We start from the raw sequence: 20,372 nt of genomic DNA on the forward strand, positions 1-20,372 counted from the left end.
AATACTCCTATAAGAACCATCAATTTATGGATTGTTCGCCCTGCCAACTGGCACGCCGAAACCAAGGCGTTTGCCGGCCACTCGTCTGGGCTACAACCGACTTTCTCACTTCTGCATAAAGCTTTTCGATGCCAAGCGGCTCGCCAGGTCGCGCGGACTTAAATGCCTCCACCACTGCCGAGGTGAAAGCGCCACCTCCCCATCCCTTGTTCTCCAGACTGCTTTGCCGACCTTTCGAGGCAGCGATAATTACGATGTTGTCACGCGCTGCCGCGAGCTGCTCAGACGCCGCATCCTGCGTCGCATCCGCAGAATGACACGCGTCGAGAAAAATGAGTACTCGGCCTTCCGATAGCCCAACAAGACTCGCCATCTCTGCGAAGGAAAGAACGCCGACCTCGCTGGTGGGTCCGGCACCTGGTATGAGTAGATTAAACCCCTTGCTATCACTAGCACCATGAGATGCAAAAAATAGAATGAGCGTATCGCCGCGCCTTGTTGCGATTGCGCGCGTGCGGATCGCCTCTATAAGCTCATCACGCGACCGCGCTTCAACGTCAAACATGGCACCATCATATTTCCCGTAGGATTTTGCAAGGAATGCCCTGGCGCTCGACTCAAATCGCCGAGCATCGCTTTTGGCAAATGTCAGATCAGGTACTATCTTTCCCTGGAAACGACTTGCCTTGAATTTATTTGCGCCAAGCGCAAGCACCCTTAACGTACCCGCGTAGGGAGTATCGGTCAGCTTGAATGACCGCACGACACTCCTGATCCCGCTTGCGTCTTCTGCCGAAAAACTTAGCCATCTCCCGACTGGTATAGTCTCGACCGGCACTGCAACCGTTGCCGCCAATCCTGACAGCGGCCAAGTGCGCACAGGAAATCCGTCAACTACCAAGGTAAGCTTCGCCAAAGCCGTTTCAGAACGCGCATGCACGTCAAAAGACGTTCCCGTCCGTACAACATCAAGAGAAGGCGGGGTCAGGCCGGCGGGCGGCGGAGGTACCTGAATCGCCTGATTGACCCGCTTTTCCGCGAGTGACGGCAGCGCGAGCTTCTTTGAAAATTGATCAAGAGTGAATAGTTGTGGATTCCCTGGCACCTGCACATAAACGTACGAAGCGCCCTCCGGCGTCGCTTCGTAGTTTAGAGAAGCATCGAAGAGAACGAGTTCGTCATCGACGACGCGTCCGCGCAAAACAGGCTCTTGATTGTCAGCAGCATAGAAGGACAGTGCACCGCTACGATTCATTTGCACGAGGGTCCGATGATCGGTAGTCATTGTTACTGCAGACAGATCGAGTGGGTTATCGAGCCGTCGAACGAGACGTAGACGCTTCATGCTCGGCACCTCGAAGACGGCAGTTCCTCCAGAATCCCTGGACGAAACGACGAGCCAGCGTTGATCGACCACCGTCATTTGGAGGCGCGGACGAATGTCGAGCGCCAGTGCGGCGCCTGATTCTGCGCGCTCCGCATCAATTCCCTCAGGATCGGAAACCGCGCCAGCGTCGGAGTAGGAAGCCGCAAACCGGGCATGGGTGATGGGACGCGCCATATCCCGTGGAGAAAAGGCCGCTATGAGGTCGCCGTACTTATCGGGAGCAGTCCCACACCGGGTCTGCTGCTGAGCTATTAGCAACGTGCCCTCGGCAAGTTGAAACGTCCAGAGCGCGACTAGTTGACTACCACTTATCACGGGCGGATTTTCTTCGGGCGTGCTGTCCTTAGCGCTATCTGACGGCTTTTCGGGTTCCTCTGGGCCCTCGTCATGCGCGCAAGCAGATAGATCCATGCCGTAGCTCTTGGCAAAAAGCGTGGTTCGATGTGTTGCCTGATTTGCTTGGCTTCGAAAGATAAGCGGTGCGCGACCCTTTGCCAAAATCGCCATGGCGTTCTGGAGAATGACGGCGGCTCGCTTCTCATCCTTGACGTAATCGTCCGACTGAGGAATTAGCACCGGATCGACCGGGCCGGCGTCAAAAACAGAGATCTTGAATGTTTGGAGGCCAATGGCCAGGCGCTCCAAGCTATTGCGCGGAGAAGCCCGAACGCCGCCGACTTCCACCATGCGCTTGGAGACCTTGCCTCGCGTTGCAACCTTTTTCAGCACTTCTGGCGCCGGCAGCGCGACCGGCTTGTCTGAATGCGCAGCAAGAATAGTTCGCTGCGTTGCTACATCACCATTCCACACACGATAGAACGAGACCTTTACCTCGTCTGAGAACTCCCAAGAGGCCTCATCTTGCTCTTTCTTCTCTGAAGCCGGCACGAGGAGCTCGGCGCCTACCGTTCCAACCCGCTTCGCACTACCTGCTGCAAACCTCGGTCTTTTCGGCGCCGGGCCACGATCTTCCGGCTTGCTCTCGTCCCATAATTTGACGGTGCCGGCGGAATCCGCGACTTCCAGAAGCGAAAAAACCTGATCGTCCGAATCATCAAACTGAACATTGAGAGTATCGAGATCAAGAGAGAGTGAAGTGGTGCCAAAAGCGTGGCACGCATTGCAGCTCAGCGAACCGGAAAAGACATGTCGCGTGTCAATGAGCGCCAAGCTTACGCTGACGGCGCCCTGGCGGCCGTAGCCAAGAATCAATATTGCATCGTGATCCATCCAGAGGCCGACGGCCGCACCACCAAAAAGACCTTCAAGAACTTCGTCTGTTTCAAATATGACGCGCTGCGCCACAACATCGAATATCTGTAGGCGGCCGGATCCTCCGCGTGCGCTGATGTAACGGCCAAAGGGGGAAAAGCGCGGCGAGGTCCCGGCAAGCTCGACAAGCAAATCGCCTGACTCCTTGTCGAAGACTTGATACCTGTCCGCAAACTCGAAAAGCACAGTTCGCCCATCGCTCGACACCGTACTCGATTTTGGGTCGCCCGTGGCAAACCGGTCCTGAGCCACAAACTGCGGCGAGCCCGACAAGACATTCACAGACGCCGAGCCCTGTGCCCGCAGCGTTTCGTTACACAGCGTATTTCCGCTCGAAATCTCAACAATCGCCCAGTCGATTTTTTGTTGCCCGGTTGCATAGAACAAGATCGAGGCCGATCCTTGTGGATTCGCTACCGCTCCGGCAAGAGGAGCTACCAGGCGCGTTTGCCCAGCATGCGCCTTGATTGATCGAGGAGCTCGAGCGCCTGCAGGAACCGCGATAAAGCCGTCTCCACTGAAGCGCGTTGCGCTTGGCGTCGCCACAATAAGGTAGAGATCGCCCGAATGCGTGGACTGAGAAACATTCCAAGAAAGTTTTGAAGGCTGTCCTGTCTTTGCTACCGGATCGAGACTTACATCCAATTTCAATGCGGGATCTGAGGCCGATTTTTGCGAATTTACCCTACACGGAGCCGCAGGTTGTTCCGCGTGCGCCACGTCTAGGAGCGCAGCGACCATCGCCAGGATCACCACACTTTTCATCACAATGCCCCCACGGTTGCCGGTCGCCCCTATCTCAGCTTACACGGGAACTGTTTCCCGTTTCAATCGGCCCGGCGAGAGCTTTTATTGAGGATGGGGGGTTTTTGAGAGCAGCCGGCCTTCCGGGAAGGTGCCATGCCTTTACTCTGGCGACGTTTGACCCTTCTGCTGCTGGGGTCCGATATCTTCCGATATTTCACGCAGAAAGCTTTGCCCCTTTTGCAAGCGACGCCCGAGAGCCTCGACAAATCCTTCAAAGCGCTCCCTGCCCTTCGCCTGCGCGGCCATCTGGGCATCGTTGGGCAACGGTGGCGTAACCGTCAGCCAGAAACGGATGAAGAGTGCCAAAGTTTCCGCCGTCAAACCAACGTCGCGCTCCAGTCTCTGCATCTGACGCGACAGCCGGTCCAGACGGCGGGTGAACGCGGCCTCCTGCCTGTCCGCCCCATCCGGCGATAGAAAGGAAGCAACGGCCGCTTCCACGATCGCGGACCGGGAAAGCTTCTTGCGATCAGCGAGTTCGGAGATCTGCTTCAATAGCTCTGGCGGGAAATAGACGTTCATTCGGTCGCGCATACGCCTCAAAGCTCCATACCGTCATTCGGGTCCATGGCAGCTTGACGAGCGACACCGCGCATCTGTTGACGTATGAGCCGGGACTGGCGGACCGCCCCTTCGTCATCGTCAAGAACGGCGGCAAACTCTTCTACCGGTGTCGGTTCGGTCGTCTCCCTGACGATCGCGACGTGATCGGGGAGTTCGGGCTCACGACGGAGCCCGCTATTTGCCGTGTCTTCCCCGGCCCCTGCGGCTTGGTCAGCCAGACCTCCCGTCGGCTGCGGAGTTCCGAGCGCTGACCATCCGTCCATTCGCGATGAAAGGGCGGCCTTCGTCAGATCGGGCGGCGGCAGAACCCGCTCGGTGAAGCGTCGATCCTCGTAGTAGCGGACTTTCTTCGCCCGGATCGGCGGAGTGCCCGCCACCATGACGATCTCGTCCATCGGCGGAAGCTGCATGACCTCGCCCGGCGTCAGCAGCGGTCTCGCCGTCTCCTGCCGCGAGACCATCAGGTGACCCAGCCAGGGATTCAACCTGTGACCGGCGTAGTTCTTCATGGCCTTCATCTCGGTCGCTGTACCGAGTGCATCGGACACACGCTTCGCCGTCCGCTCGTCATTGGTCGCAAAGCTGACCCGGACGTGACAATTGTCGAGGATGGCGTTGTTGGGCCCATAGGCCTTTTCGATTTGATTGAGCGATTGCGCGATCAGGAAACTCTTGATGCCGTACCCCGCCATGAAGGCCAGCGCGGACTCGAAGAAATCGAGCCGCCCCAGGGCCGGAAACTCGTCGAGCATCATCAGGACTCGATGCCGGCGATCGCGGGCGTGCAGTTCCTCGGTCAGACGCCGGCCAATCTGGTTCAGCACCAGGCGGATTAACGGCTTGGTCCGCGAGATATCCGACGGCGGCACGACGAGGTAAAGCGTCACAGGACTCGCATCGGCGATCAAGTCCGCAATCCGCCAGTCGCAGCGGCAGGTCACCTGAGCCACGACGGGATCACGGTACAGCCCAAGAAGCGACATCGCGGTGGACAGGACGCCGGAGCGTTCGTTTTCCGATTTATTGAGGAGTTCGCGCGCGGTCGATGCGACCACGGGATGGATGCCCTGCGCACCGAGGTGCGGCGTGGTCATCATCGCCTTCAGCGTCGCTTCGATCGGCCGCTTCGGATCGGACAAGAAGGCCGCCACTCCGGCAAGCGTCTTGTCCAACTCGGCATAGAGAACGTGGAGAATTGCGCCAACCAGAAGCGAATGACTGGTTTTCTCCCAGTGGTTTCGCCTGTCGAGCGAACCGTCGGGGTCGACCAGGACGTCGGCGACGTTCTGGACGTCACGAACTTCCCATTCCCCGCGCCGGACCTCGAGCAGCGGATTGTAGGCCGAGGACTTCGGATTGGTCGGGTCGAACAACAGGACGCGGCCATGACGAGATCGAAAGCCGGCGGTCAGCTGCCAGTTCTCACCCTTGATGTCGTGGACGATCGCTGAGCCGGGCCACGCGAGCAACGATGGAACGACGAGGCCCACACCTTTGCCAGATCGCGTGGGTGCAAAACACAACACGTGTTCTGGTCCGTCGTGGCGAAGGTAGTCGCGATCCAGTTTACCCAGCACCACGCCATCCGGACCAAGAAGTCCGGCCGCCGTCACTTCCACCGGATCAGCCCACCGCGCGGAGCCATAGGTGTGCGCATTCCTGGCCTCACGCGCCCGCCAGACTGCCATGCCTATAGCCACAGCGATCGAAACGAAGGTGCCCGACGCGACTATGAACGCCCCCTCGACGAAGACCTGAGGCGCATATGCGTCATAGACGAACCACCACCAGAAGAAGACCGGTGGGTAATAGATTTTGAAGCCCGATAGCTCGAACAGGGGCCGCCCAAGCTCGGGTTGCCAGGCGAGCCGCCAGGCCGCCCACTCGGTTGCTCCCCATATGGCCAGCAATACGATCAAGCCGACAACGATTACCTGTCCCCAAAGGATTTTGGTTCCGGACATCCAGAACGCCCTTTCCGCAGCTGAATAGGAGAGATTGCTAGAGGCCGAGGTCGCGCTTCCGACCAAAGCCCCATTCGATTCCACCGCCGTCCTTCACGACGCCGGCGACATGTTGGCCCAGCCTCTGTTCGAGTTCGCGCGACCAGGGCACGAGCTGAAAGCCGAGACCATTATCGATCATGGCGAAGCGTCCCGAGGTGAGCGTCAGCCGCTGGCGATATGTGCCCGCCACGTGCTCCCCGGACGCGGCCTCCACGTGAGGCAGGCGGGTGTCGGCCGAGACCTTTGCGGCCACCTCGTTCAGCTCACGCCGACGCAACGTGTTCAGAAGGTCGCGCTGCAGGATAATGCGCTGGCCCTGCCGCCGCGCCAGCCCCTCCTGGATCAGATGCTCGGTTCGGGCTTCCATGGCGTCGCGGGTCTCGCGGCCGAATCCGCCCATGGCGAGCTGCATGGGATCGCGTTCAACCAGTCTGTGGTCGAGCCAGGTCGCTCCTTTAGCCGTGACCTGCCCACCGAGATCGAGTTCGGAACGGGTTGCGAGCACTACGGTCGGCCGCTGCTCGCCGGCTTGGCCGAAGCGTCGAACCTCGACGATGCCGCCGATCGGCGGTGCATGGTCGAAGGCTTCAATTCCGCGGAAACGGACATGGTGCGCGCGTCCATCTGTCCCGTCGATCAGCGCATAGGCCTCACCAGTCAGTTCGTCATGCAATCCGCGATCGACCAACCGACCAACGATCTGTGATGTCGACTGCCCATCTTCGACGACGAAGTCGCTAACGCCGCGCGTTTCCCCACGTTCGGTAAAGGCGCGGTGCATGGTCTTGATGATGTCGCCGCGCATGCCGAGGTCGCGCAAGCTACGCTCGGCCTCGAGCCCGACCATCCATTCCCCTGGTGCGGCGGATGCGGCAAGGCCCATCTTCTCCAGATGTTGAAGGCGACCGACCATCAGGCGCCGGATCTCGGGAGCGGATCTACCGGGATTCTCCGGACGGAGATCGATATAGCCGGTCTCGTCGGCTGCCAGCCGGATCTCCCGATCGAGTCGCGTCCATCGCTCCGCCGCAACTTCCCTCTCCAGCGAATTGCGGATCTCGTGCTCGGGTTTTGGCCCCAGTTCGATGGCGACCAGTTCCTCGGCGCGTGAGCGCAGGCCCTGGCTGATGTAGTCGCGGGAGATCACGAGATCCGCCCCTTCCTTGTCTACCCCGCGAACGAGAAGATGGACGTGAGGGTTGTCGGTATTCCAATGATCGACAGCTACCCAATCGAGGCGCGTGCCGAGATCGGTCTCCATCTGCCTCGCGAGATCACGGGTGAAGGCCTTCAGATCGGACATGTCGCCGGCTTCCTCGGGCGAGACAATGAACCTGAAATGATGCCGGTCATCCTTGCACCGTTCTGTAAAAGCGACGCTGTCGGCACGGTCGCTGCCGGCGTCGAACATCTCGGCTCGCTCACCACTCCGGGTCACGCCATCGCGCTTCAGATACGAGATATGGGCCGTCAATGGTGCTGAGCGAAACGCGCGCCCCTTGTGACGAACCACGCGCGCCTTCACCACAACGCGCCGGGTCGGGTTGAATAATCTGGCGCGGCTAAAGGACAGCCGGCCGCGACCAAACGTCGAGCGCCCATAGGCCGCAGAACGCCTGCCGGCCACGGTCTGATCCGGGGTGTACCCCGCTTTCTTCGCCGCCCGCAGCACCTGATTGATGAAGCTCTTCTGCTTCGGCGCGCGTGTACTGCGGATACGCCCGGGCCGAATACGCAGATCGCTGTCGCCCACGCTCACGGCAGGGCCTCCCAACGATCAAAAGCACGCACGGTGCCGAAAACGCCTTTGACTACATTCGTCAAAATACAAAGCGCGGCACGCGCGCCGACCGACCGGCACGCCAGAACCCAAGCCAGGCCAATGGCTTGCGGTTCGACCGGCGAGCCCCTTTTATCTCGCCGTCCTGCCGTCGTGGTCTCCCAGTCGCCGGATCCCGAAAGAGTCGCCGCAACCTGGCACCTGACTTGCGAAGCCTCCGCTGCTTCCGAGGGGTTGCGATAGCGATCGTTACCCGAAGGGCCGAGACACCTGCAGGGTGGCTCGGTGAGCAGCGAAGCGACGAGTAGAGCGCGGGCCGAAGGCATCGCCCGTATGTCCCCAGCACGCGCCACTCTCCAGGTGAAGCGCACCAAGGCTTGCAAACCCGCACACCTGGTCATTGCGATGCTCCCGAATCCGATCGAGCGACGAACACGCCAACAGACCGGGGGAGCATGTGCGAAACATCGGGCGCCGAGATTGCGGACGTGACACCGCTCGACGGCATAAGCGCCAGCAACCGACCGCGTGTTTTCATGAGATCAGATCGCCTGACGAATAGCGTCGAAGCTGCCGATGTCTGTCCGCTGGACGTCCACCCCGGCGGCAATTCGATGGCAAGCAGATTTCCAAGCTTTGCCACGTATGCTCGCGTCTCGTCTGGCAGAGACCCGCCCGCGAGGTGCTCTTCATAGCGAGATGGTCCCGCGTTGTACGCGGCAAACACGCCAGGCGCGCCATACCGATCGAGCAGTTCGCGCAAGTACGCCGTGCCGGCCAGAATGTTGTCGTGCGGGTCGTAGGGGTCGTTCCCGAGACTGTAGCGCTCGCGAAGTTCCGCCCAAGTCGCCGGCATGATCTGCATCAGGCCCATTGCGCCTTTTGGCGATCTGGCGTGCACGTCACCATCACTCTCGATGCGTTGGACCGACCGGATCCAGTTCGGCGCAATCGCAAAGCGTTGTGAGGCTTCATTGATGAAGCCGCCAAATGAGTGAGCGATCTGACTGATCATCGGCTGCGCGGCTGAACCGCTCTGGGCCAAAGCACCATTGTCGAACACGGTCAGGAGAAGCATCAGGGGCAAGACAGCACAAACGCGCGTCCCCAACGCACCCAGGCACGCGCTCGGGCTGGCGCCGGCGCTGCAGATATCGACCGAGACGGACGAATGATCCAGCAATCGATCGAACAAGGGAATAACGCGGAGAACACGTCGAAGACGCACGATCACTCCTCCCGTGTCCACACCGGGAACGCGTGGCCGATAACAGCCGACGCAGGCAGAAACCCGAAATACCGACCATCGAGAGAATCGTCGGACTGCCAGTTCATAAGGAAGAGCTCTTCCTCCCCGACCACGCGGCACCCCTCCCACTTCGGCAGCGGTCGGCCTCGTCCGTCGCGATCCCTCGCCTCGCCCACCGCAATCGTGTCGACCGAAATCATGAGCCCGTTTCTGCAGACTATCTGTCCAGGCAATGCCAGGACCCGCTTGAGCATCGGGACGCCTAGCGGCAGATAGCCATTCAAGTCGAGAAAGGTCGCGAGTGGCTCGGGCGGCTGCACCGCGAGCAGCTCGGTGACATGGAAGCGTTCCGCCGGCCGCAATCGATAGAGGCCAATTGGTACACTTGCGGATGCATTCCAGATGTAGAGTGGAAGCGGATTGAGGGCGACTGTCGCAACGAGTGCGCCGGCAGTCCCAAACGTCACAATGAGCATCTTCAGCCGGCTCGTCATCGCATCACCTTTTGACGATGGAGCCAGGCCAGGTGGCGCGCCTTCGTATATGGGCGCGGGTTTTCGTTGACGGACAGACGGTTATGAACGTGATGCCAATGATCAGGCGCGACGTCCGCGGGGTCGATGCCGAGCGCTTCGACGGTGTCGATCATCTGCAGCACACGTTCGACCTTTGGCCAACCGGAGAGCCGCAGCAAGATCTCCGCGCCGGGCTTCACATACGGCACGGTCGAGCAGCGCTGTCCTGGCGAGACCGCGCGCAAGATGTCGATCCGCGATATGACGGTGCCAAAGTCGTTGGACGTCCAGCGGACGAAGGCAAATATGTTGCCTGGCGCGAATGACAGGACACGCCGATGCCGATCGAGCTTTCGTTCGTTGACGATACGACCGAACCGAATGCGGTTTTCGATCCGCTTCTCGAGCCACAACACTTCCACTTCCGTGAGATCGCTCATACGGCTGCTCGCTGACGCTGGAGCTGGCAGTCGTGAGCCGGGAGCTTGGTGGAGAGTGTGTATGGCCTGCAAAGGCAGGCTGGACTGTCAGACTGCCTTTGCCGCACCTTACCAACGTGGCTTTCGGCCTGGTCCGTTAGAAGAAATCCGGAGGATTTCCGGTTAGTAAGGTTACGGCGCCTGAAAAGCGCAGCGAAGCAAGGACTTGATCCCGATTCCGGTCCCCGATAGCACGAGGATCCGGTCCCTGATGGCACGAGGAAAGCGGTCCCCGATAGCACGAGTTGATTCACTGGTTGTCCTCCGTCCCGGGGATGAGGCCGCGCTTGCGTAGTCTATCCGCGAGTGGATCGACCGCTGTGGGTGCGAAATTCAGTCGCTCGGCACCGTTCGGATCGCGCGTGAGCACCAGCTGATAGCCGGGCAATATCTGGCGCTGGACAATCTGCCGTACGTCGTATGCAAAATGCTTGAGCGGCGAGAGACTGCCGGACTTGGCATGGAGGTACACAAGATCGAAACTCCAGCCACCGTTCTGACGCCCGCCGTGTTTGCGAACGAGACGATAGAGCCAGCGCTCGAGCCCTCCTGTCAGATCGAAATATGCGCGATCGATCGTGAGCACGAGCGCATCATCAACGACACCTGCATAGAACCAGTCCGGCAGGATCAGCTCGAGCCCGTACGGACGCCCGCTGGCGTCGGCCATTTCCTTCCACTCATTGATCCAGGAGAAACGGTGCCGTCGTCGCTCTGCAGGCTGGCGGATCGACGTCAGCACCGTGGTTGACTGCAACCTGTCGAGGCCGGCCTTCAGCCGATCGTAGTCCCGTGCGCTGGTGCCGCGGCCGACAAACGTCAGGATCTCGTAGGGCGTTGCCGCCATCAGGCGCGACGTCTTCAATCCGGCGTCACGTGCCTCGACGATCTGGGAAGCCGCCCAGATCAGAACGTCTGCATCCCAGATGGTCGCCATTCCGTGCTCGGGCACCGATTCAACGCGAATAGCGATTGCGCCCGCGCGGAAATCGATCGGCACGATCCGCTTCGTTTTTGCGAGCGAGAAGAATGGATAAGCCATGAGATCCTGCGCGTCGCGAGGTGCAAGATCGCCGGGTAGCGCCCGAAACAGCTCAAGCTGCTCGCGCTCGGAATGGTGTTTGTGCCGCATGGTGACTGCTCTTTCGCGGCGATCAGCGGCGTTCCTGGCCGGCATACGGGCGCAGCATCGGCTGCTTCCTGGCCGGCAGAACAGTCCCCTTTCCGGGATCGGACGTCGACGTCTTGGCGCCGAGATCAGCCCACGCTTTCAGGTCATCCACGGCGTAGACAACACGGCCACCGATCTTCCGATACGTTGGTCCTGTACCGTACGTGCGGTGCTTTTCCAGTGTTCGGCCAGACAGGCCAAGATAGCGGGCGGCCTCGGGCGTGCGCAGGAAACGGGGTGGCAGACCGGCCATCGGATCGGGCATCTGAGAGCTCCAGGATGACAGCGCGCTGCGAAGGGTGGCGCCGTCGTGTGTGCGGCCATCATGGAGAAGTGCGACGTCGGAGGGGGATGCCGAAGATTGAGGGGGTGATTTTCGATACCCCTCACGCCGTCCACTATTCGTCCTTGTGCCCCGGTCGCAGAAGTCGGCGATAACCGCCACGCACCAAAGCGAGGCCGGTTTGCACCAGCCGGACAGTCCGATTGCGCAGATCGTGCGTTTTCCAGGCGCGGTCGGGGATGCGCTTCTTGCCGAACAGCGCCTCTGCGATCACCCGGTATGTACTGCCGGCAGCTTGCGCATCGAGTGCACGAAGAGCCTGGCCGAAACGCTCACGCCTTTGCTTTGACAGATCACGAAAAGCGGGACCCGTCGCGCGTCCGTTCATCGCACGCCACAGCCGTCGCGCGGCAAATGCGCGTTCTTCAAAATCGACATCAAATGGCAGTTCGGCCGTATAAAGACCGCCGACGACTGGAGGTTCTTTCGACCAGACACGGTGCTCGACCGACCCGATGCGTAGCACAGCGTGCCAGCCGTCCCGGGCGCGCCGAATCCGGCCAGCCTCAAGATCGAGGAGCGGCTGAGACAGCGCGCCATTGCCAGGAGGTGGCGCGGCCACTGCCACGGGCACGACGGAAGGCAGAACCCCGGGCGCCCAAAAAATCGTCTGTTCCCGGAAGGACCTCAGCGGGTCATGGGCGAAAGCAGATGCCCCATCTCCTCCTGAATTCTGCCGTCACTTCGCCGTCCGGGTTACTGGCGATTATCGTTTCGTAGTCGCGCTTATAATCCGCGTTACGACGAAGACATTCCCAAGCGATGTCAGTGATTTCTGCTTCCTGAAGACACTTGTAGGATTTCGGCGACCGCCAATCGAACTCAGGCATTGCTTCCGCCCCACCGCACGCAGCTAACAAGGATCGCGGCGCAATAAATATAAACCGCGGGGTTGCAGGAAGGCCCTGTTTGCGCACCACGTGGTGCTCGTGGAGTGACCACGGATCGGCTGGAGAAGATGGTGGCCGGAAAGATGTTTCCGACGAAGAAATTCTTCTACCTCGTCCCCCCGGCGCGCAAGAGACGCCCCTGCTCCGTCAACCACTTCGCACGAGAAAGATGACTCTGGTATGCGTTCCGGGCGCGGTCCGGTTCATGATCCGGATCAATGTGCAGCACTATTCGAGCTACGTCCCGCCAGTCGGCGCCCTCACCTTCGGCTTGCAGAATTCGAATGTAAGTCACAACGTGTTGCTCGTCGTAAGGTGTCAGGACTAGCTCAGCGGGAGCAAGGTCGTCCACATCAGGATCGAGCGGCGGAGTGTGAATCATTTTATCGGTTGCGTCGTTCACTGTGTAACGTTTCAAGGGACGGCCACTTTGTTAAGTATATCGAGGTGCAATATACTGAACAAGCGGCATGTTTCTTTGCATGGATTTGCGGGAGACATTCGCCACCAACTTGCGTCGTCTGCGCAATGCCAAGGGATGGTCTCAAGATGAACTTGCTTTAGAGGCCGAGATAAGCCGAAGCTATTTGAGCCAGCTTGAGAAGGGCGTCTACCACGTCAGCATTAAGGTGATTGGCCGCCTTGCCGATAAGCTTGACGTCGAACCCGATGAATTTCTGAAGCGAACGGCAAGGAAGGCTCGTGCCAAATAGGTGCTGGCCGATCTGCCGGCCATGAGCGTTGCGACCGGGCAATGTAAGAGCCAACCGCTAGAATAACACTTTTTCTCATAAGGGCTGCGGTTGAAGCGCAGCACTGCGCTGCAACCCTGCCCGTCGGCGAGACCGGGGGTAGCAAGTGCCAGGGCGCCCCGTGCGGAGGGGGATCACCCGCCCGACCAAGGGCCGCTCGAAGAGCGGGTCTGCACAAGCGCGTGGGTGGCTCGGGAAACTGCAGGATACAGGAGAGCGCGGAAGATCGGGGAGACCGCTCGGGGCGGCGCCGGCATGAGCCGGCGCCTTACCCTGGCGCGCGCGAGGGGCAGAGCCCCTTAGCTTTCAAAAGGTCTATTCGTGTAGCGCAAGCGGAATGCCAAACAATGATAAAGGCAAAAGAGGCACCCGCAGGAGGGTCAGCATAGCGCCGACGCGCAGCGGCGGGACCCGGGACCGAGTGCAGTCGCGAGACCGGTTAACAAGGCACCCGCGCGATGGGCAGTGATAGCGACGCCGGCATGAAGTGACGGCGGGCCCCTCGCGCGAGTGCCTCCGGCGAGCGACACCGCAAGCTCATGGCAGGCTCAAAAGGCAGCTCTGAAAAAGCTCCCAGTGCTGCGCAAGAGCGCTGGAATCAGGGCCCGTTGTCTCGCCAACGAACAGCAGAACTCCGTCGAACTCCCGGTAGGCAGAGCACATGCAAGCAGGATTGAGCGAGATCCGTAAGGTAGCAGGGTTTATTCCAATAAAGCCCAGATCAAAGAGAGTATGGAGATCACTGCGAAGAAGAAGCCCGTTTCCTGCGCCGTTGTCTTCGGATGACGCATAAGGTCGGATGTGAGCGGCCTCTATTGCGGCGGCAAAATCAAATCCACTAATCTGGCAACGGAGGCCATACCGGCGAATGAGCCTGTTACGAAATTGTTTTTGCCCCCGCCGCAAGCTGATCTCTCGCAAGACCCGCCGACGTGCGGCGATAACGGACTGGAGGTCGTCGTCCCGCGCAAAAGTTGCCTCATCGGGAACAGACATCCGGCCGATATAGCGTTTCAGCAACCCGTCAGCATTCCCGCCCAGAAACGCCTCGAGACGCGCAAGATCCATCTCCTTGATTGACATCTGGTCACTTGGCCTCAGCACCGCTTCGTTAAGGCGACTGACCGTCAGTTCAGGGGACACAGAGCGGAACGAGGATGCATACCGCGCCTCGTAGGTTTTTACGGCGACAGGCTCGTTGAGAGGCTCATCAAAATAGTGACCGGATTTGCAGGCCCATCGAGGGGTCTTTGTCTGACGTTGCTTGATGTTTGTCGCCCTGCAATGAGGGCAGCGCAGTCGGTCCTTCTGCCCTTCCCCGACATGAACGCTTTCAATCTCGGCAACGCCAAGCACATTCAATCGGGAGCGAACAAACACAACATCACCGACCTGGACCTGAAGGTGGTTCGCTACATCGCTGTCATACCGATAGACGACTTCCGGATCATCGTCATAGCCCGTATTGCCGCCATACTGGCGAACGCCGTCAATCGTTAGAAACGACCATACCCGGTTCATCGTCGGCGCACCTCAGCAGTGCCCGAAGCAAGGGATCCGTCCGCGGCGGTCTGCATGACTGCAAATTTCAGGGAGTCGAGCACATACTCCACTGGCGCCTGGTCACGATGATAGCGATCGGGTGTATCCACGATAAAGGTTCGCAACATTGTGTGGATTCCGCCGAGCGTGCGGAAATCCCCCTGCTGCTTTTCCATGAGCATTACGGTGTTGACCAGTTGATCCCAGGTGGCAAACGAGGTGTCGTCATCAAGCTGCGCGGACCGAAGCGACCATGCGTGATGCCGCGCCAGAACAAGCTTGCGAATTCGCTTTATCTGCAGGCCACGCGGTATACGAAGCGTAGCCCCCAAATTTTTCTCGCTCGTGACCTCAAGCCATCCCGACACGACTTCAAGCCAGCGCACCGACTCATCGCGGAAATGCTTCATGCGGGAAGCGTCGACCCGGAAATCACTGGCGGCACTATCCTGAAATTTCAGCTGTATAAGCAACAGATAGCCTTGCTGCCGGTCGATGACGGCCAAATCAATGTCCGTAAGATCTTTTCCATCCTTTCGTAGCCTGACGTTCCGGCGCATTTCAAGATCGGGAAATGAGCTAGTGAGAAGACACTCAACAGCGCTTTGGAAGGAACCTTCCCGCAATCGCTGGTAGGAATCGAATTCCTTACGATAGGTTCGTCTGAGCGATCCCAGCAGAAACTCCATCTGACGATGTCTCCCGAAGAGACATTTAACGATCCCCCCTTGCGAGAATTCGATTATGCAAGGTAGCGCGGCCGCAGCACCGTCGAGAAGTTCAGCGTTGCGGGGAGTGACGGCAATTATTTCGTATATCTGCTTCGCCTGCTCCTCCGTTGTGGTCGTGTAGTGCTGGAAATTGCGACCAACAATGTTAAGGGAATCCCGGATCGAATCTATCAATCCTGCCCGGTCAGCAGATATAGTCAGAATATTTTCCATCCGCACTTCCGGATGTTTCCTCACCATGGCGCGGCAAAAGGCCTCGTGCTTCAGGCAGAGAGAGTTCACGAACGCCGCCGCTAGAGTATATTTTAAATAGCTGATCCCACCGAATTCGCGGCGCTCGTTAAAGGAGTCGAATCCCGTCGCATTTTTAAGGTCGTTCCATGCGATCTGAAAATAATACTCGTCAAGCAGCGGATCCGCATCATACCCCATGAAATAATCGCGAAAGAGAAACACGTTTTCATCGTGCAGCTCGTCTATGACATTCCGCAGCTTTAAGCCTTCTGATTGCTGCATCTGTTCATTCCGGATTCGCACAATCTCGCGGGCAAAATGGTTGGTGACGTCCTTCTCAACCGCCGCATGGTTGACGATCTCCGCGGGCAGGACGAACTCATAGCGACCTTCTGCTCCGCGCCCGACTTGGCAGATTCCCGCGAGCGCTGACTCCGCTATCCGGCGGCCATGCTGAATGAATCCAAGGTGGCTGATGAGGGTCAGGATCTCCCGGTATGGCCCGTCCTGCCGTCTAAAGGTAAGTGCCGGAACAAGGAAACCGCAGTGAAGTTGCATCGAGAGCCGAATGAGCCGGGTCACCCCCAATGAAATAATCAGATACTGCTCTTCCTGCTCTTCTGTTGGCTCGTCCTGCTGCGCATAATTCCAGACATACCAGTCGAGCTCATTGATTGCGGTGCGGAAGCCCATGCCGAGCTGATCCGAGGCGAGGTTGCGACTAACGCTCTCTTCCTCACGCACGAGTCCGGCTTGAAATTCCCGGATGATTTCCCGCTCTTCCGGCGTCATGTCCCCTCAACGGCATCAGGCTTACTTCAAAGTGCGGAGACAAGCACACAAAAAAAGGCCCCGCCGTAGAAAGGCGGGGCCCATTGTCGCCAGCGATCAGTCGCCGTTGCGGCGCGACCAGATCAGGATGAAGCCTTCCTCGCCTTCGACTTTCACCAGCGAGGCGTAGATAGGGGCCGGGAAGCTCGGATCGTCGAGCTTGACCGAGAGGTATTCACGATCGCTGTCGCGAGCAGTTTTCTTCCAGGCGGCGCCGAACTCGGTCACACCGGCGAAGATGCGATAGTCGGGCGCCTTTTCGTTGTCCTTCTCGGATGGGGCGAACCGTGCCTTGATGTTCAGCGTCAGGGTCTTGATCGAGCCGATGTAGCCGTTGTCCGAAGCTGTGAAGTTGCCGATGGTAGCCATGGTTGTCTCCGTTTGTTGCTCGGGCCGCCCTTCGCAGCCTCGATGGCGATCACTGGCCCGGGGAGCGATCGGCCCGCAGCCTCCAGGCCCGCAGCGCCAGCGAAGGACGGCGAGAAGCCTGCTTTTTTGTCTTCCGCGAGGAATGCCGTCTCTTCCGGCAGGGGAAAAAAGCAGGCGTAGCCGTTGCGGGAAGGCGATCGAGGCTCTTGCCGGCCCTCGGGCTTGATCAGCCCATTCGAGGTTGCGTTGGACGCGCCCGATGAACGAACTGACGGAGACAATCATGGCGGCCGGCACCGACGCAGGACAAGGACGCGCCTGGATTGATCGAACAAAAAATGACGGCCGCGTATCAAAGGCAAGAAAGAGGCATCCTGGCGAACGCCAGCTCGCCACGCATTCCCGCGCGTCGGATATAGGTGCTGCTGGCGTGATCTCCCGGACAAGCCGTCGCGAACCGGAAGGGCTCCTGGACTGGGAGGCCGTGGCGGGCCTCGCGCAAGGCCTGTCCGGGTCCCACTTTGAGGCAGGTCGCACCGCGCGTGCTGATGCGGCTGACAAGCACTAAGGATCTTGGCCTTCACGTGCGACTGCCGCCCGACTGTGGGCCGCTCACGAGCCTCGCGCGCGCCGCAGCGCAGCTTCCAATCGCGCCTTCTCTTGATCCCAGCGGGTTTCTTCGGCCTGCAACCTTTTCTCGAGAGCCTCGACCTCGGCCTGGACGGCCGCGGCCCGCTTCGTGTGCTCTTGCCTGGCCTTGTCCAGCGCAGCCTGCGCCTTGTCGACCGCCTGCTGACGGCGTTCGCGCTCCTTCTGCCTGGCCGCCTCCTCTCTTGCTCGTTCAAGCTCGCGACGTCTCTGTTCCCGGTCGTAGTCAAGAGCGGCATTTCGCTCCGCAGCCTTGTCGACAGGGCGAGACTTCTTTGCTTTTGAGCCTTTCGACCTGCGGGCAGCCGTTGATCTGCCGTCGCCAAGATCGGTGGGCAGCCCGGCATGCTCGTTGAAAGATCCGTCGGATCCGACCGGGCGCCTGAGAACGACGCCGGGCTTTGTCATGGTTGCGGCGATGACGTCCGGTTCATCGCTTTCTTTAGCCGCGCCCTGATGAAAGAGATTGCTGTCTGCGCCCCACGCGTCCAGCGCCGCTTTCATGGAAGGCGTCGCTATCGCCAGATCGAAGAAACCCAGCGATGTCTGGTAGGTTTTCAGTTTTCTCGCCATGACACCCCTGCCCACCAACGCGACCGTAAGATCCCGTCGTTTCGTCTGCGCCGCAAGCAGCCATTCCCAAAGCATTTGAACTGCGCGGCCGACTGGTCGCACAGACCAGGATTTGACGGCCGTCAAAGCCTGCCGCCGACGACGAAGTAGCGATCGCCGGCATCACTGGACGCTTACAACACCTAAGCCGACTTACGCTGCGGTTTTGCCGCCGGTTTCCTGGCCGCAGCCTCTTTCGCTTGCTTCTTGCCTGCGATCGGCATCAGCATTTCCTTCTGCCCGGTCGCCGCCTTGCGCGGTTTTTTGCTCAGCTTTTTGGGAGCCTCTGTTGCGGCCGCCGCGTCTCGTCCAATGCTCTTGCGCAGCGCGTCCATCAGGTCGACGACGTTCTCGCCTCGCGGGCGCGCTTTCGCGGTGATGGGTTTGCCGGTGCGTTTCTGGTTGATGAGATCGATAAGGGCAGTTTCGTATTGGTCTTCGAACTTGTCAGGCTCGAAGTGGCCCGCCTTTTGATTGACGATGTGCCGGGCCAGGTCGAGCATGTCCTTGGTGACTTTGACATCCTGGATATCGTCGAAATACTCTTCCGCGGGCCGGACTTCGTAGGGATAGCGCAGCAAGGTCCCCATAAGTCCCTTGTCCAGCGGCTCCAGCGCTATGATGTGCTCGCGATTGGTCAGCACCACGCGACCGATCGCGACCTTGTTCATTTCGCGGATAGTTTCGCGGATAACCGCAAAGGCGTCGTGCCCGACTTTGCCATCGGGTGTCAGGTAGTAAGGACGGATCAGATATCGCGGATCGATCTCGCTGCGGTCGACGAACTCATCAATCTCGATGGTTCGCGTCGACTCGAGCGCGACGTTTTCGAGCTCATCCTTTGTGACCTCGATGAAGGTGTCGGTGTCGACCTTGTAGCCCTTGACGATATCCTCGTTGGCAACCTCCTCCCCGGTATCGGCGTCCACCTTCGCGTATTTGATGCGATGACCTGTCTTCCGGTTGAGCTGGTTGAACGAGACCTTTTCGGATTCCGAAGTGGCCGGATAGAGCGCTACCGGACAGGTGACAAGGGAAAGACGCAGGAAGCCTTTCCAGTTAGCGCGGGGGGCCATTGCGGGAACTCCGTTACTCGGTGCCGGATTCAAGACGAACGGCCCGGCTTGGTTCCGACATGGCTCCCCCGGTCAAAACCCAAGATTTTTTCTCGATGAAGGTTGAAGGGGACTCGACATCTGTTCTTGTTATGTTCTAATTCAGAATGACCGATCGACCCGCGAGCTGGCGCATGCCGACCCCGAAACAGATGGAAAAACTGGCCGCTAAAGGCGACAGACAAGCGCCGTCCGCTGCCGGTCCAGATGCCCCACTCCCGGCCGAATATTGGGAATCCGTTCTCAAGGACCCTCGCGCCCGTGCGAGCGTGGCTGAAGCCCGGCAGCGACGCCTTTCGGAGATTCAGCGCCACGTGCTGCGCATCTCCTGCCAGCGCTGCGACCGGACCGTGGAAATCCAGACCGCCGACGCCGTCCGCCTGTATGGAGCCAACGCAGTCTGGAAGGACGTGGCGCAGCGGTTGCTCGACAACACCTGCCGGCAGCGTACCGGCAGGCATGAAGAAGACGGGTGCTGGCCAGAGTTCGAGACTCCGTAGTCGCTCAGGATTTGCCGATCCCGATCTCTCTGCGCCTGGATATCCGGATGGCCCCGAAGTATCACCCTACGCCACTGTCGAGCGGCGATCGCAAGGCTCTGGCAAAAGAGCTCGGCAAGGCGCGCGCGATGGCGAATATCCTGGCTGCCCAATCGACAGAAATGCGGGCCAAGGGCGAGGCGATGATCAAGCAAGCCGACAGGCTGCTTTGCGAAAGCTGGAACGAGCGGATGTGGAGTAACGGCGAACCGATTGATCCGTCGCCGACCATCGATCAGTCCGTGAATGGGGGCTTCCCCTGGCTGGAAATCCGGTGCACGCGCTGCAAGACGCCAAGCGATGTCGACCTCGCAGCAATGAAGCATCCGCCGAGCACCTTCGTGCACGATCTCGCCAGCCGACTACGCTGCCGCAAATGCGCAAGGGCGGGCCGGCGTCCATCCGCGACTCTGCTACAACTAACGTGGCAGCCTCGCCATCCCAGACCCGAGCCTGACTGATGTGCTGGTGTGGACGGCCTCTCATCCCCACGGTTCTATGGCGCTGTCAGCGTCACAGCTAGATGAGAGGAAAGT

21 protein-coding genes are annotated in these 20,372 nt (G+C 59.6%); 4 read left to right on the top strand and 17 right to left on the bottom strand.

The genetic code is table 11. The annotated features are described in order from the left end of the window. Positions 1–19: 19 nt before the first annotated feature. The 12 genes from JQ627_RS20510 to JQ627_RS39105 form a co-directional block, all read right to left on the bottom strand. Positions 20–3,424 (bottom strand): caspase family protein, encoded by a 3,405-nt coding sequence (locus JQ627_RS20510; RefSeq protein WP_212485956.1) that lies wholly within the window; start codon positions 3,422–3,424, stop codon positions 20–22. A gap of 141 nt (positions 3,425–3,565) precedes the next feature. Beyond that, a complete protein-coding gene (locus tag JQ627_RS20515) occupies positions 3,566–4,000 on the bottom strand; it encodes a CopG family transcriptional regulator (protein WP_212485957.1) in 435 nt (144 codons plus the stop codon). 5 nt (positions 4,001–4,005) lie between these two features. Continuing rightward, positions 4,006–5,994: a conjugal transfer protein TraG gene (locus JQ627_RS20520; RefSeq protein WP_212485958.1), complete on the bottom strand. Its 1,989-nt coding sequence runs from the start codon at positions 5,992–5,994 to the stop codon at positions 4,006–4,008. A gap of 37 nt (positions 5,995–6,031) precedes the next feature. Next, positions 6,032–7,795: a DUF3363 domain-containing protein gene (locus JQ627_RS20525; protein ID WP_212485959.1), complete on the bottom strand. Its 1,764-nt coding sequence runs from the start codon at positions 7,793–7,795 to the stop codon at positions 6,032–6,034. A 418-nt stretch (positions 7,796–8,213) separates the two neighbouring features. Continuing rightward, positions 8,214–9,050, bottom strand: coding sequence for a lytic transglycosylase domain-containing protein (locus JQ627_RS20530; RefSeq protein ID WP_312015791.1), 837 nt, complete (start codon positions 9,048–9,050; stop codon positions 8,214–8,216). Next, entirely contained in the window at positions 9,047–9,559 is a 513-nt protein-coding gene (locus JQ627_RS20535; protein WP_212485960.1) for a S26 family signal peptidase, read from the bottom strand. Before JQ627_RS20535 ends, JQ627_RS20530 begins: the two co-directional genes overlap by 4 nt. Continuing rightward, positions 9,556–10,020, bottom strand: a complete 465-nt coding sequence (locus JQ627_RS20540; protein WP_212485961.1) for a DUF2840 domain-containing protein — start codon at positions 10,018–10,020, stop codon at positions 9,556–9,558. Before JQ627_RS20540 ends, JQ627_RS20535 begins: the two co-directional genes overlap by 4 nt. Before the next feature lie 289 nt (positions 10,021–10,309). Further along, positions 10,310–11,191, bottom strand: a complete 882-nt coding sequence (locus JQ627_RS20545) for a replication initiator protein A (protein ID WP_212485962.1) — start codon at positions 11,189–11,191, stop codon at positions 10,310–10,312. A gap of 22 nt (positions 11,192–11,213) precedes the next feature. Continuing rightward, positions 11,214–11,495 carry an AlpA family transcriptional regulator gene (locus tag JQ627_RS20550; RefSeq protein ID WP_212485963.1) on the bottom strand — a complete coding sequence of 94 codons (282 nt, stop codon included), beginning with the start codon at positions 11,493–11,495 and terminating at the stop codon, positions 11,214–11,216. A gap of 133 nt (positions 11,496–11,628) precedes the next feature. Continuing rightward, positions 11,629–12,141, bottom strand: coding sequence for a DUF2285 domain-containing protein (locus JQ627_RS20555; protein ID WP_312015792.1), 513 nt, complete (start codon positions 12,139–12,141; stop codon positions 11,629–11,631). Positions 12,142–12,208: 67 nt separating this feature from the next. Continuing rightward, positions 12,209–12,403, bottom strand: coding sequence for a transcriptional regulator domain-containing protein (locus tag JQ627_RS39100; protein WP_249143219.1), 195 nt, complete (start codon positions 12,401–12,403; stop codon positions 12,209–12,211). A gap of 166 nt (positions 12,404–12,569) precedes the next feature. Then, positions 12,570–12,842 carry a DUF2285 domain-containing protein gene (locus JQ627_RS39105; protein WP_312015795.1) on the bottom strand — a complete coding sequence of 91 codons (273 nt, stop codon included), beginning with the start codon at positions 12,840–12,842 and terminating at the stop codon, positions 12,570–12,572. A 91-nt stretch (positions 12,843–12,933) separates the two neighbouring features. On the opposite strand from JQ627_RS39105, the gene JQ627_RS20560 reads away from it, so the two are divergent. Further along, entirely contained in the window at positions 12,934–13,176 is a 243-nt protein-coding gene (locus tag JQ627_RS20560; RefSeq protein WP_312015793.1) for a helix-turn-helix transcriptional regulator, read from the top strand. A gap of 576 nt (positions 13,177–13,752) precedes the next feature. Here JQ627_RS20560 and JQ627_RS20565 read toward each other — a convergent pair. The 3 genes from JQ627_RS20565 to JQ627_RS20575 all read right to left on the bottom strand — a co-directional run bounded on the left by JQ627_RS20565 (position 13,753) and on the right by JQ627_RS20575 (position 16,922). Then, complete coding sequence (locus JQ627_RS20565; protein ID WP_212485964.1) at positions 13,753–14,736, bottom strand: HNH endonuclease; 984 nt, start codon at positions 14,734–14,736, stop codon at positions 13,753–13,755. Beyond that, positions 14,733–16,514 carry a hypothetical protein gene (locus tag JQ627_RS20570; RefSeq protein ID WP_212485965.1) on the bottom strand — a complete coding sequence of 594 codons (1,782 nt, stop codon included), beginning with the start codon at positions 16,512–16,514 and terminating at the stop codon, positions 14,733–14,735. Before JQ627_RS20570 ends, JQ627_RS20565 begins: the two co-directional genes overlap by 4 nt. Positions 16,515–16,610: 96 nt before the next feature. Continuing rightward, on the bottom strand, positions 16,611–16,922 hold the full coding sequence (locus tag JQ627_RS20575) for a DUF736 domain-containing protein (protein ID WP_212485966.1): 312 nt from the start codon (positions 16,920–16,922) through the stop codon (positions 16,611–16,613). A gap of 259 nt (positions 16,923–17,181) precedes the next feature. Between JQ627_RS20575 and JQ627_RS20580 the strand changes: the two genes are divergently transcribed. After that, complete coding sequence (locus tag JQ627_RS20580) at positions 17,182–17,490, top strand: hypothetical protein (RefSeq protein ID WP_212485967.1); 309 nt, start codon at positions 17,182–17,184, stop codon at positions 17,488–17,490. Between the two features lie 44 nt (positions 17,491–17,534). Here the strand turns inward: JQ627_RS20580 and JQ627_RS20585 are convergent, their stop codons facing one another. After that, the gene (locus JQ627_RS20585) at positions 17,535–18,143 is read right to left on the bottom strand and encodes a cell envelope biogenesis protein TolA (RefSeq protein WP_212485968.1); all 609 of its coding nucleotides are present in this window, start codon (positions 18,141–18,143) and stop codon (positions 17,535–17,537) included. A gap of 182 nt (positions 18,144–18,325) precedes the next feature. Further along, positions 18,326–19,258, bottom strand: a complete 933-nt coding sequence (locus JQ627_RS20590) for a Ku protein (protein ID WP_212485969.1) — start codon at positions 19,256–19,258, stop codon at positions 18,326–18,328. Positions 19,259–19,404: 146 nt separating this feature from the next. Between JQ627_RS20590 and JQ627_RS20595 the strand changes: the two genes are divergently transcribed. Further along, entirely contained in the window at positions 19,405–19,797 is a 393-nt protein-coding gene (locus JQ627_RS20595) for a hypothetical protein (protein ID WP_212485970.1), read from the top strand. 47 nt (positions 19,798–19,844) lie between these two features. Then, complete coding sequence (locus tag JQ627_RS20600; protein ID WP_212485971.1) at positions 19,845–20,297, top strand: hypothetical protein; 453 nt, start codon at positions 19,845–19,847, stop codon at positions 20,295–20,297. Positions 20,298–20,372 lie beyond the last annotated feature (75 nt).

Origin of the sequence: Bradyrhizobium liaoningense, from assembly GCF_018130785.1 — a bacterium.
Taxonomy (GTDB): Bacteria; Pseudomonadota; Alphaproteobacteria; order Rhizobiales; family Xanthobacteraceae; genus Bradyrhizobium; species Bradyrhizobium liaoningense_A.